Raw genomic sequence first — 13,171 nt, 5'->3', positions numbered from 1 at the left:
TTAACTATTATAAAAGGAAGGATTATTTTATGACAAAAATTCTAATATTATGTATCGTAGGCTTCATCGCATCTTTTGTAGATTCCATTGCTGGTGGAGGGGGTATAATTACAATTCCCGCCTACTTAGCATCTGGAATTTCCCCACACTTGGCTTTAGGAACAAATAAATTTGCTGCTTCATTTGGGTCTGTAACTTCTTCTATCAAATTCGCTAAATCAGGTAAGGTTAATTTTAAATTACTTAAATTTCTTATTCCTTTTACTTTTTTAGGCTCTATTTTGGGAGTTAAAACTGTGCTATCTATCAGTCAAAACTTTTTATCTACTTTTATACTGGTTATGATATTAATAATTGCTGTATATAGCATATTTAACAAATCCCTAGGTATAGAAAACAATTATACCTCACCTACCAAATTAACATTACTATTTGGTATAATTATGGCTTTTTCACTAGGATTTTATGACGGTTTCTTTGGCCCAGGAACAGGTTCTTTTTTAATGTTTTTATTAATTAAAATTTTTAAATTCGATTTTGTTAATGCTTCTGGTAATGCCAAAATATTAAATTTTGTTAGTAACATAACTTCATTGTTTATATTTGCATTAAATAAACAAATCATCTATACTATTGGATTACCTGTAGGTATTTGTATGATTTTTGGTGCAAGATTAGGTAGTCACCTGGCTATAAAAGATGGTGCCAAATTAATTAAACCTATATTTATTATTATGTCTGTAGCTGTAGCAGGTAAACTAATTGTTTCATTCTTCTAAATTTATTCAAAAAAGAAAAAAAGCAAGTCAATTGCTTTAAGTCAACTGCTTGCTTTATTCATATAATACCCAAGTTATAATTTCTAATTTCGTCAATTGCCATAAGGTCAACTGCTTTTTATGATGTATTTTTAATGGTAATACATTTAAAAGCAATATAATCAAATAACCACCATAACATTTATTACAAAATGTTTCATTTATGATATCTGTCATGTTTTATATTAATTTCATTTGCTTTTTAAAGGTATTTACATGTTTTTCCAAACCATCACTAAAACACTATACAACTTTTTTTTAGGCTTGTCAATATTTTACCTCAATTAATAGTAATATATCAACTAAAACACACTTTATTCACCTAAAACCATAACATTCTCATAAGTTATAATACTTTTAATATTATAAATTTTCACACAATTGTACTAATAATATCTTTTACCCTATATTCTGTTCAAAACTATTTCACTCATGATTTTGTTTTCTACATTTTTTTTTGCAGAAACCCTGTTTTTTAGAACATCTTATTTCTTCTGATTTACAATTAGGACATTCAACTTCATCTCTTTCATAATTCATATCAAAAACATGATCACAATCTAAGCATTTCATGCTACATATATTATAAGTGAAGTTTCCTCCATCTATTTTTATGCCCTTTCCTTCAACTAAAGCTATTGTAACTTTTTTTCTTGCACTTTCTATTATATTTTGAAAGGTTTGCCTTGAGACCATCATTTTCTCCGCACATTGTTCTTGATTTAATTTTTCAATATCTTTAAGTCTCATAGCTTCAAGTTCTTCAATTTTCAAGGTCACATTCTCTAACAAGCAATTTTTTTTATCTACTGGAATAAAATAAGTACTCTTAGGTTTGACTTGAACCCTTCTCCACTTAATTGGTCTTGGCATGATTATCCTCCTTACATAAATTGCAGACACCATCAATAACAATATTAGTGTCCATTATATCTATACCATATAATTTTTCTAATTTAATACTTAAATCTAAGTAATTATCCATCAATTCTGCATCTTTAATATCAATTATCTTACCACATTTTTTACATTTTACATGAACGTGAATACACTTATTAATGCATAGCTTAAGTTCATAATAATTTATATCATCGATATTTATCTCTTGAATAATGTTCAAATCTGTAAAAATTTTTAAAGTTCTATATACCGTTGCTAATCCAATATTTTTATTTTTAACTTTATAATATAATTGTTCTGCTTTCATATGCTTTGATGTTAAATAAAATTCATTTAAGATTATTCTTCTTTGATAGGTCATTTTAAATCCACTATTAATTATAATTTGCTCAACATTATCTACTCTACTATCCATACTTACTTCTCCTTTTTACGATTGCTTATATAATAACAGATATTCCTTGAAAAAAAAAGAAAGTTGAAAATATTTTCTCTATTGTTTATACTTTTTAAAAGAACATATATAATATATTATAAAATTTGTTTTATAGATGGGAGTTACTAACTATGCATTATGAAAAAATCAACGGGTCCACTTATATAATTAAAGGTAACACCAACGTTGGTGTTTATGTTTTTAAAAATAAATTTGTTTTATTAATTGACTCTGGAATAGGTGATAGTCACGCAAAAAAAATAGATTTAATTTTAAAAGAAAATAATCTACACCCTAAATATATAGTAAATACTCATAGTCATGAAGATCATTGTGGTGGAAACCCATATTTTAAGAAAAATTACCCTGGTACTTTGGTATATACTTCTGAAAAAGAAAAGCTTTATATGGAGAATAAAGAATTAAGAGCTTTCATTATTTGCAATTCTTCCCCTCTAAAGAAATTTAATAAAGATAAAAATCCTCATGTAGTAGATTTTATTTTAGATTATGGTTTAAATAAAATCAATGATGAGAAATTCCAAATAATATCCTTAAAAGGTCATAGTCATGAACAAATAGGAGTTATAACTGATGACAAAGTTTGTTTTTTAGGAGATTCTATTTTTAGCCAGAAAATTTTAGATAAATATTCTTTTCCTTACCTTTTCAATATTGAAGAAAGTATTGAAACTTTAGAATCTTTAAAAACTATTGATGCTGATTACTTTGTTATTGCCCACGCTGATGAAGTATTAAATAAAGATGAGCTACTTGTATTAATAGATAAGAATTTAGAAAATATAAATACCTATGCAACCCAAATCTATGAGCTTTTAGATCAACCTTTAACAAAAGAAGATTTACTTCAAAATATTATTATTTTAAATGATTTAAATCTCTCAAAATTCGATTATTTTTTAAATCTAACCTCTGCCTCTGCTTTTCTATCTTACTTATATAATAACGACAAAATAGATATTTCTTTAGAAGATGGAAAAATGTATTATTATAAAATATAAATTCAAGTTTTTATAAATGAAAGCTCCTTAGATTAAATGATAGTATTGAAAGTCAAAATATGGGACGGCATGTAAACCGTCCCTACAAAATACAAAATACTTATTCCTCTTCCCATGCCATTTGTGCAAGTGGAAATGGTTTAAGGGCTCTATCCAAAATACCATGCACGTAAGCAATTAAAACCCCATAATTAACTATTGGTACTTGCATTTCTTCTGCTTGATCAATTCGGTGCATCATTCCTGTTCTATTTAACATGCATCCTGCACAGTGAACTATCAAAGCATATTTTTTCACATCTTCTGGGAAACTCATCCCACTTGTATATTCAAACTCTATTTGTTTACCTGTTATTTGTCTTATCCATCTTGGAATTTTTACAGTTCCAATGTCATCAGATTGTCTATGATGAGTACATCCTTCTGATATAAGAATTTTATCACCATCTTTTAATTTTTCAATAGCTTTAGCTCCTCTAACTAGTTCTGACAAGTCTCCTTTTGTTCTAGCTAGCAAAATTGAGAAAGATGTCATTAAAATATCCTGTGGTGTATCTGCTGACACTTTTAAAAATGCTTGTGAATCTGTAATTACCATCTTTGGTTTTTTACCTAGATTTTCCAAGGTTTCTCTTAACTCATATTCTTTAGTAACAATTGCAATAGCATCACTTTCTAAAATATCTCTTATAGTTTGTTGTTGAGGAAGGATAAGTCTTCCTTTTGGTGCTGCTTTATCAATAGGCGTAACTAGCACCACAAAATCTCCTGGCGAAATCAAATCTCCTACTATTTTGAATTTGTCCTCTTCTTCTGGAACTGATTTTGCTAATGCTTCTTTTAATTCATTAATACCTTTTTTAGAATTTGCACTTGTAGCAATAACCTTGCATTTAAATTTCTTTTGTAGCTCATTTATTTTTTCTTTGGGAAATTCACTTAAATCAGTTTTATTAATAACCGCAATCACTGGTATTTTTTTAGCTTTAATTTGTTCTAAAATATCTTCATCATAGTCAGTAACCCCCATGGTTCCATCCATTATAAGTAATGCTATATCTGTTTTATTTAATACCTCTATAGTTTTTTTTCTTCTAAGCTCCCCAAGTTCACTTACATCATCAAGCCCTGCTGTATCTATTAAAACTACTGGTCCTAATGGTAATAGTTCCATAGCTTTATATACTGGGTCTGTAGTTGTACCCTTCACATGTGAAACTAAGGCTAAATCTTGTCCTGTTACTGCATTTATAATACTTGATTTACCTGCATTAGTTTTCCCAAATAAAGCTATATGTACTCTATCTGCACGAGGTGTTTGATTTAATCCACTCATTTATTTTCCTCCTTCTCCTGGTGTTCCAGGACTAGTTATTCCAAAAGGATTAAGAATTTTATTTAATTCTTCCTTTGTAAATAGCTTTTCTTCTTTTAAAATTTCTTTTATAGTTTTTCCTTCATTTATTGCTTTTTTAGATATTTCAGCTGCTTTATCATATCCAATATAATTAACTACAGCTGTTACAAGTGCAAGAGAATTCTCAAGATTTTCCTTACATTTAGCCTCATTAACTTTTATTTCTTTAATACACTTATCTTTGAATTTATTAACAACACTATCCATCAGCTCCAAAGATTCTAATAAACAATGAGCGATTAATGGAGCAAAAGCATTTAATTCTAATTGTCCACTATATGCAGCAGTTGTTATAGCGCTATCATTAGCAATTACTTTCATAGAAACTTGAGCAACCATTTCTGGTATTACTGGGTTTATTTTATTAGGCATAATAGATGAACCTGCTTGCATAGAAGGTAAAATTAATTCTCCCAATCCTCCGTAAGGACCTGAATTTAATAATCTAAAATCATTAGAAATCTTCATTAAATTTACTGCTGCTGATTTCAATAAACCTGATACTTCTACAAATACATCCATATTTTGAGTAGTATCAATAGGGTAATCACTTCTTGCCATACCAAAACCAGTTAATGCCTGAATATAATCTGTTACTATATAAATATATTTTTGAGAAGCATTTAATCCCGTTCCTATTGCTGTGCCCCCCATATTCATTTCCCTAAGTCTTTCTTCTACTTTATAAATTCTCCACCTATCTCTAGCAATAGCTCTTGCGTAAGCCCCAAATTCCTGTCCCACCATTATAGGTACAGCATCCATAAGTTGAGTTCTTCCTAGCTTTATAATATCCGCAAATTCATTTTCTTTTTCTTGAAGTGTTTCTTGAAGAGCTGCAAAACTTTTACTTAACTTTCTTATTAATTTTATAGATGCTATTCGAAGAGCTGTAGGATATACATCATTGGTGGATTGTGCAAAATTAACATGCTCAATAGGATGAATTATATCATATCTTCCCTTCTCCTCATTTATTATTTCAAGAGCTACATTTGCAATTACTTCATTAACATTCATATTAGTAGAAGTTCCTGCTCCTCCTTGATATGGATTCACCAAAAATTCACCTTGAAATTTTCCTTCTAATATTTTATCACAAGCTTGAATTATAGCATCACAAACTTTTATATCTATTTCTTTTAACCTTTTATGAGCCATAGCTGCTGCTTTTTTTACTGTAACCACAGCATTAATCAAATTTATATTTACCGTACTTTTATCTATATTAAAATTATTCAAAGCTCTAGCTGTATGAATACCATAGTAAGCATCCCTAGGAATCTTCAACTCACCAAGAGAATCTTTTTCAATTCTATAATTAACTCCATCTTTATTCATCATTTTTCCTCCAGAAATTCACTTTAACATTCTGACTCATTTCTAATTCTAACAAATTAATAACATATCTTCAATGATAATAATTGTATTTTACATAAAATAAAAGCAAGCTGAAAGCTTGCTTTATTATAAAATTGGTGATAGTAATCTTGATATAGATTCTTTTATTTGAATAATCCTCGATCTATTTTTATACAACTCTTCAGTAATTTCCTCGCAGCACTTCATATCCTCAATAAATATTTTCTGTAATTCTCCCGCCACATCATGGTCGTAAATAAAAGCATTAACTTCGAAATTTAACTTAAAGCTTCTAATATCCATATTAGCTGTTCCCACTGTAGCTATTTCTCCATCAACCACAATAGTCTTTGAATGTAGAAATCCATTGTTATATTTATAACTTTTAACTCCTGCTTTTAATAACTCCCCTACATAAGAGTAAGTAGCCCAATAAACAAAAGGATGGTCCGGCATATGCGGAATCATTATTCTAACATCCACTCCCGACAATGAAGCTATTCTTAATGATTCAATAATACTATCATCCGGAACAAAATAAGGTGATTGAATATAAATAGATTTTTGAGCCTTTTGAATCATTTTTAAAAATCCATTTTTAATTTCCTGCTCCACAGAATCTGGTCCACTAGATACTATTTGAATTCCCGTTGTACCACATTGATCTTTTAATTTAAAATATTTTTGTTCAAAATGAATTTTTTCATCAGAAGCATATCTCCAGTCAAGTAAAAATCTTTTCTGTAACCCGTCAACAACATCGCCGCATAATCTTAAATGAGTATCTCTCCAATTACCAAATTTTTTACTTCTTCCTAAATATTCATCACCAATATTAAAACCACCAACATAAGAAATTTTACTATCAATAACTGCTATTTTTCTGTGGTTTCTATAGTTAACTCTTATATTAAAATGAGGTATTTTTGATGGAAAGAATATTGCTACCTGGCCTCCTGCATCTTTCAATCCGTCAAAAAAATGTTTACCTATAGTTCTTCCTCCCATGGCATCATATAAAAGTCTAACCTTAACCCCTTTTTTAGCTTTCTTAATTAATGCTTCTAAAATTTCATTTCCAATTTTATCTTGCTTGTATATATAATATCCAATATGAATATGGTGAGTTGCATTATTTATATCCTCAAGCAAAAAATTAAATTTTTCATTTCCATCAATGAATATTTTTACAGAATTATTTTGGGTATATAATGAATTACTGTATGTATAATTCATTCTTATCATATCTAAATATCTTTGTGTTTTTGAATCGTTAGGTACTAGCTTTGATTCAATCAACTCTTCATTTTGTAAAAGTAACTTTTTATGAAGTGTGTCTTCTTCAGTTTTTAACTCAAACATCTTTTGTCTATGAAAATTCTGTCCCAAAAACAAATACAATACAAACCCTATGCCTGGTAAAATCAAAAGAATTACAAGCCAAGCCCAAGTAGATGTAGGGTTTCTTCTTTCAATAAATATTAGCAATAAAGCTAGTAACATATTTAAAACAAACAATATTACTACTATAAAATTAAAAATATCCAAATACTCACCTCAACTTAATTATAATTTAATTATAATTTAGGATATCACTATTACTTTCCTTCAACAAAACTATCAATTACTTCTTTATGCACATCTAACCTTTTTAACTCTTCTATCAATGCTGAATTATCATGTTTAAGCTCTATTATTTCTGCACTTATTTCATAATCTATATTTATTAATGCATAAGTTATATTATGAGTTGCATTTTTAGGTTTTCCAACACTTCCATCATTAATCATCATCTTATCACCAAAGTATTTTACAAAAGGTAGATGGGTATGAGCACAAACTAAAACATCTCCTTGGAATTTCTCCATAATTTCTTTTGTATCTTCAGCATCTTCAAAAAGATATTGATTAACCTTTAAAGGACTTCCATGAACTACCTTTATAACCTTACCATTAATAGCAAGAGTAATACTCTCCGGAAGTTTTTTAAGCCAATTTTTATTTTCCTCTGAAACAGTATTTACACTCCATGGCAAAGCAAAATTTTTATTAAAAGGTGTATCTTTTATAAAGTTAACGTCATTATTAGCTACTGCTGCGTCATAATTACCATATATCAATAAAATATTTTTGCTATTAATATATTCAATAACTTCATTTTGGTAAGGACCATATCCCACTAAATCTCCTGCACAAACTATAGTATTCACTTTTCTTTTTTCAATGTCTTGGACTGCTTTCTTTAATGCCTCTAAATTACCATGAATATCTGATATAACTGCTATTTTCATTCTATTATTCCTCCCAATGTTATAATGCTTTTATTTTTATCTTGCCCATTTAATAATACTAATATATCACTGACTGAAAAATATGGCAATTATTTATACGACTCTTTATTATACAGGCTAAATTAAGTTTCACAGTGTGTTCACTATATAATAATTTTACTAGCAACTATCATACATTAAATGTTATTATATACTTATAAATTGTTTGAGTTTAGTATAAAGATATAATGATTTTACTATATTACGGAGGTATTTTTAGTGGAGGAAAAAAATTTAGTTACCCTAAGAAGGGAATTCAAAGCAGAAATTGAAAAACTAGAGCGTAATCATTTGAGGTTCAAAAGAATGATTTGTGTGATTTTTAACTTAATAATTCCAGGTCTAGGATTTTTAATATTTGGAAAAGATTTTCTAAAAGGATTGATATCTTTTATACTTTTTTTTGGATTTATTTATTTACACATTAAATATATTCTTCCTAATACAGACTTTAGTATTGCTGTTATCTACTTTATTCCTGCTCTTATTATTTGGATTATAAGTGCTTTAGTTGTCTCTAATTTAGAAGATTAATTTTATATTTTTTAGTATGTTAGCTCAAAATAAATACTATTAACGTAATTTAGTAGTTATCGATTCAAGCATTTATAAATATAAATATTATTTTACATCGGAAAGGATTAATTATGAATTTATTATCAATTGAAAATATATGCAAAAGTTACAGTGAAAAAATATTACTAAATGAAGTATCTCTTGGTATTGAAGAGGGTGACAAAATAGGGGTTATTGGGGTAAATGGTACAGGTAAATCCACCTTTTTGAAAATTATTGCTGGTGTGGAAGAAGAAGATGCGGGTAGAATCCTTAAAGGGAACAATGTGCGTATTGAGTATCTTTCCCAAAATCCATATATGGATTCTAATGCCACTGTATTAGAACAGATTTTTAAAGGTAATTCTTCATTAATGACCTTATTAAGAGAATATGAATCTTTATTAGATGAGTTAAACTTTAATTCAAATAATGCTTCCTTACAAAATAAATTAATTTCTTTAAACTCAAGAATGGATGCTCAAAATGCTTGGACCGTTGAAAGTGAAGCAAAAACCATTCTTACTCAATTAGGTATTTCAGATTTCCATGCAAAAGTAAGTACATTGTCTGGTGGACAAAAGAAAAGAATAGCATTAGCTTCTACCTTAATATCCCCAGCTGATTTATTGATTTTAGATGAGCCTACTAACCATTTGGATAATCAAACCATAGAATGGCTAGAAAATTTTCTAAATAGTCGCAAAGGCTCTTTACTTATGATTACTCATGATAGGTATTTTCTTGATAGAATAACCAATAAAATCATAGAACTAGATAAAGGAAATTTATATGCTTACAAAGGTAACTATAGCGAATTCTTAGAAAAAAAATCTGAACGATTAGATTTAGAAGCTGCAAGTGAAAATAAAAGAGCTAATCTTTTTCGCAGAGAACTAGCATGGATTAGAAGAGGTGCAAAAGCTAGAACCACAAAACAGAAAGCAAGAATTGACCGTTTTGAAGATATAAAAGCGGCTAAAATAGATATTAATACTGAGAAAATCGAAATTTCCTCTTTAAGTTCTCGACTAGGCAAAAAAATTATTGAAATTGAAAATTTGAGTAAAAGTTACGGTGATAAAAAACTTTTAGAAAATTTCAGCTATATTCTTTTAAGGGATGATAGAATAGGTGTTTTAGGCCCTAACGGAAGTGGAAAATCAACTTTAATGAATATAATTTCCGGTAAAGTTCCTTCTGATAGTGGGCTAGTTGATATAGGTGATACAGTTAAGATAGGCTATTATTCTCAAGAAAATACTCATATGGATGAAAATTTACGTGTTATTGAGTATGTTAAAGAAGGTGCTGAATTCATAACCGTAGCTGATGGAAGTAAAATTAGCGCCTCTCAAATGTTAGAAAGATTCTTATTTCCTCCAACACAGCAATGGACTTATGTAGGGAGTTTATCTGGTGGGGAAAAACGAAGACTTTATTTGTTAAGAGTTTTAATGGAAGCCCCTAATGTACTTTTCTTAGATGAACCTACAAATGACTTAGATATAGAAACTTTGACCATATTAGAAGATTATTTAGATAGTTTTAATGGTCCAGTTATAGCCGTTTCACATGATAGATACTTTCTTGATAGAATGGCTAAAAAAATATTTCAATATGATGGCTCTAGTAATATTAATATATTTATTGGTAACTACTCTGATTACAGTGAAAGAATTCAAATATTAGAAACAGAAAAAGAAATCTCTAAACCTTTATCAGAAAATAAATCTGATACAAATAACTCAAGAGACAAAAAAACAAAACCTTTAAAATTCTCTTATAATGAAAAAAGAGAATTCGAAGAAATAGATTCAATTATTGAAAATCTTGAACTTGCTATAGAAGAAATTAATGTTAAAATCGGAAAAGCATCCTCTGATTATACCAAACTTCAATTATTAATGGAAGAAAAAGGTATTCTTGAAGATAATTTAAATGAAAAAATGGATAGATGGGCTTATTTAAATGAGCTGGCAGAAAAAATCGAAAATGGTATTAATGAATAATTTATTAAAATTAGCCCACCTAAACCGGTGGGCTATATTCAAATTAAATGAATTTTCTATTTTTCATAGATTTAACTAAAAATCCACCTTTAAACTTTCTAGGTTCATAAGAAACAATAAAAGCATTAGGGTCATATTGATCTATATACTTTAAAAGTTCTGTTTCTCTACTTCTCTTTGTTAAGATCTCTAATTTAAATCTTATGCTATCTCTACCTTCCCCTTCATAAACTGTAACCCCAAAACCTTTTTGTCTAAGAAAATCAATCAATTCATCATTCTTATTAAAAAGATTTGCTTGTATTGAAGTGTATCCGATGGCCATTTTGTTTTCAACATACCCTCCAACAAAAAGCCCTAGTCCAAAACCCACTGCATAAACTACCATAGAAATAATATTTTGGTCCCCATTAAAAACTAGTGCTAATCCAAATACATATATTAAGCTTTCTAAAAAACCAAATAAAGAAGCTAGAAAACTCATATTTTTAACCATAAAAATAGTTCTTAAAGTTAACATAGGTACATACATTAATTGCAACAATAAAATTAGTATAATATTTCTCAAATCTCTCTCCTCTCTTATGTTATTTTGTTAAAAAACTCTTGTTTGAATTTTTCAATCTATAGATAATTAAAAAGCAACTTTCAAAATCAAAAGTTGCTTTTTGTTTTATTTATAATGTTTTACATTTTCTAAATATTCATCATAAGTCATTTGCTTATCAATAACACCGTCATTTGTAATTTCAATAATTCTATTAGCTATTGTTTGAACAAATTGATGGTCATGAGAAGCAAATAAAACTACACTTTTGTAATCTGCTAATCCATTATTAACTGCTGTAATAGATTCTAAGTCTAAATGGTTTGTTGGTTGATCCAGCATTATAACATTTGCAGTACTTAACATCATTTTTGATAGCATGCAACGAACTTTTTCTCCCCCGGATAAAACATTAACTTGCTTTAAAGCTTCTTCTCCTGAGAATAACATTCTACCAAGGAAACCTCTTAAGTAACTTTCTGTTTTATCCTCAGAAAATTCACGTAACCACTCAACTAAGCTAAGATTTACATTATCAAAGTATTCATTGTTATCTTTTGGGAAATATGCTTTAGTAATTGTTATTCCCCAAGTGATTTCTCCACTATCTGGCTCCATTTCACCATTTAATATTTTAAATAAAGTTGTAACTGCATTAGGATTTTCACTTACAAAAGCAATTTTATCATCTTTATTTACTGTAAATCTAACATTATCTAAAACTTTTTCTCCATCTATTGTTTTGCTTAAACCATCAACTTGAAGAATTATATTTCCTACTTCTCTTTCTGGTTTGAAACCAACAAAAGGATATTTTCTTGTAGAAGGTTGAATATCATCTAAAGAAATTTTATCTAATAATTTTTTACGAGATGTTGCTTGCTTAGACTTAGAAGCGTTAGCACTAAATCTAGCGATAAAGTTTTGTAAATCTTTTATTTTTTCTTCCTTTTTCTTGTTTTGATCTTTTGTTAATTTAAGCATTAATTGACTTGACTCATACCAAAAATCATAGTTACCTACATAAAGTTTGATTTTTCCAAAGTCTACATCCGCCATATGAGTACATACTTTATTCAAGAAGTGTCTATCATGGGATACAACTATAACAGTGCCTTCAAAATTTATTAAAAATTCTTCAAGCCAGTTAATAGATTGAATATCCAAATGGTTTGTAGGTTCATCTAGAATCAAGACGCCAGGTTTTCCAAATAAAGCTTGCGCTAACAATACTTTTATTTTTTCTGAATCTGAAACATCCATCATTTGCTTATAGTGCAAGTCTGTTCCTATTCCTAGTCCTTGCAATAATGATGCAGCATCTGATTCTGCTTCCCATCCATTTAACTCTGCAAATTCTCCTTCAAGTTCTGAAGCCTTCATTCCATCTTCATCTGTAAAATCTGCTTTTGCATAAAGTTCATCTTTTTCCTTCATAATGGCATACAATCTTGCATTACCCATAATTACTGTATCAAGAACACTATAGCTATCATATTTAAAATGATCCTGTTGTAAAACAGACATACGAACACCACTACCAATTGAAACATCACCTGTATTAGGCTCAATTTCACCAGATAAAATCTTTAAAAAGGTACTTTTACCTGCTCCATTTGCTCCAATTACTCCATAACAATTACCCGGTGTAAATTTAATATTTACATCTTCAAAAAGTTTTCTTGCCCCGAATCTTAGGCTTACATTTGTAACATTAATCACAGCACTACCATCCTTCACTCGTTTTTTAACATTCCAGTAAATTATAACAT

The 13,171-nt window shown here is 28.7% G+C and carries 12 protein-coding genes; 4 read left to right on the top strand and 8 right to left on the bottom strand.

Annotated features, from left to right (window positions below):
- Positions 1 to 29 precede the first annotated feature (29 nt).
- Positions 30 to 779, top strand: a complete 750-nt coding sequence (locus tag BUB83_RS00260) for a TSUP family transporter (RefSeq protein ID WP_073335800.1) — start codon at positions 30 to 32, stop codon at positions 777 to 779.
- Positions 780 to 1,244: 465 nt separating this feature from the next.
- On the opposite strand, the gene BUB83_RS00255 is transcribed toward BUB83_RS00260, so the two are convergent.
- Both BUB83_RS00255 and BUB83_RS00250 read right to left on the bottom strand, forming a co-directional pair.
- Positions 1,245 to 1,691 (bottom strand): DUF134 domain-containing protein, encoded by a 447-nt coding sequence (locus BUB83_RS00255; protein ID WP_073335798.1) that lies wholly within the window; start codon positions 1,689 to 1,691, stop codon positions 1,245 to 1,247.
- Positions 1,675 to 2,133, bottom strand: coding sequence for a Fur family transcriptional regulator (locus BUB83_RS00250; protein WP_073335796.1), 459 nt, complete (start codon positions 2,131 to 2,133; stop codon positions 1,675 to 1,677). The genes BUB83_RS00255 and BUB83_RS00250 overlap by 17 nt, the downstream gene beginning before the upstream one ends.
- Before the next feature lie 152 nt (positions 2,134 to 2,285).
- On the opposite strand from BUB83_RS00250, the gene BUB83_RS00245 reads away from it, so the two are divergent.
- Entirely contained in the window at positions 2,286 to 3,176 is an 891-nt protein-coding gene (locus tag BUB83_RS00245) for an MBL fold metallo-hydrolase (RefSeq protein ID WP_073335794.1), read from the top strand.
- A gap of 100 nt (positions 3,177 to 3,276) precedes the next feature.
- Here the strand turns inward: BUB83_RS00245 and hydF are convergent, their stop codons facing one another.
- The 4 genes from hydF to BUB83_RS00225 form a co-directional block, all read right to left on the bottom strand.
- Positions 3,277 to 4,512: a [FeFe] hydrogenase H-cluster maturation GTPase HydF gene (gene hydF, locus BUB83_RS00240; RefSeq protein ID WP_073335792.1), complete on the bottom strand. Its 1,236-nt coding sequence runs from the start codon at positions 4,510 to 4,512 to the stop codon at positions 3,277 to 3,279.
- Entirely contained in the window at positions 4,513 to 5,934 is a 1,422-nt protein-coding gene (locus tag BUB83_RS00235) for an aspartate ammonia-lyase (RefSeq protein ID WP_073335790.1), read from the bottom strand.
- A 126-nt stretch (positions 5,935 to 6,060) separates the two neighbouring features.
- Complete coding sequence (cls, locus tag BUB83_RS00230; protein WP_073335788.1) at positions 6,061 to 7,503, bottom strand: cardiolipin synthase; 1,443 nt, start codon at positions 7,501 to 7,503, stop codon at positions 6,061 to 6,063.
- A gap of 50 nt (positions 7,504 to 7,553) precedes the next feature.
- Positions 7,554 to 8,246 (bottom strand): metallophosphoesterase family protein, encoded by a 693-nt coding sequence (locus tag BUB83_RS00225; RefSeq protein ID WP_073335786.1) that lies wholly within the window; start codon positions 8,244 to 8,246, stop codon positions 7,554 to 7,556.
- Positions 8,247 to 8,504: 258 nt separating this feature from the next.
- Here BUB83_RS00225 and BUB83_RS00220 point away from each other — a divergent pair, with 258 nt between their 5' ends.
- Positions 8,505 to 8,819, top strand: coding sequence for a hypothetical protein (locus tag BUB83_RS00220; protein ID WP_073335784.1), 315 nt, complete (start codon positions 8,505 to 8,507; stop codon positions 8,817 to 8,819).
- A 113-nt stretch (positions 8,820 to 8,932) separates the two neighbouring features.
- On the top strand, positions 8,933 to 10,852 hold the full coding sequence (locus tag BUB83_RS00215; protein ID WP_073335782.1) for an ABC-F family ATP-binding cassette domain-containing protein: 1,920 nt from the start codon (positions 8,933 to 8,935) through the stop codon (positions 10,850 to 10,852).
- 43 nt (positions 10,853 to 10,895) lie between these two features.
- Here the strand turns inward: BUB83_RS00215 and BUB83_RS00210 are convergent, their stop codons facing one another.
- Both BUB83_RS00210 and BUB83_RS00205 read right to left on the bottom strand, forming a co-directional pair.
- Complete coding sequence (locus tag BUB83_RS00210; RefSeq protein ID WP_073335780.1) at positions 10,896 to 11,420, bottom strand: DUF2179 domain-containing protein; 525 nt, start codon at positions 11,418 to 11,420, stop codon at positions 10,896 to 10,898.
- Positions 11,421 to 11,525: 105 nt separating this feature from the next.
- Positions 11,526 to 13,121, bottom strand: a complete 1,596-nt coding sequence (locus BUB83_RS00205; protein WP_073335778.1) for an ABC-F family ATP-binding cassette domain-containing protein — start codon at positions 13,119 to 13,121, stop codon at positions 11,526 to 11,528.
- Positions 13,122 to 13,171: the final 50 nt, after the last annotated feature.

Source organism: Clostridium grantii DSM 8605 (assembly GCF_900129965.1).
Classification (GTDB): domain Bacteria; phylum Bacillota; class Clostridia; order Clostridiales; family Clostridiaceae; genus Clostridium_AF; species Clostridium_AF grantii.
The sequence above is the reverse complement of the archived record's forward strand: the minus strand, read 5'-3'. Positions and strand labels throughout refer to the sequence as shown.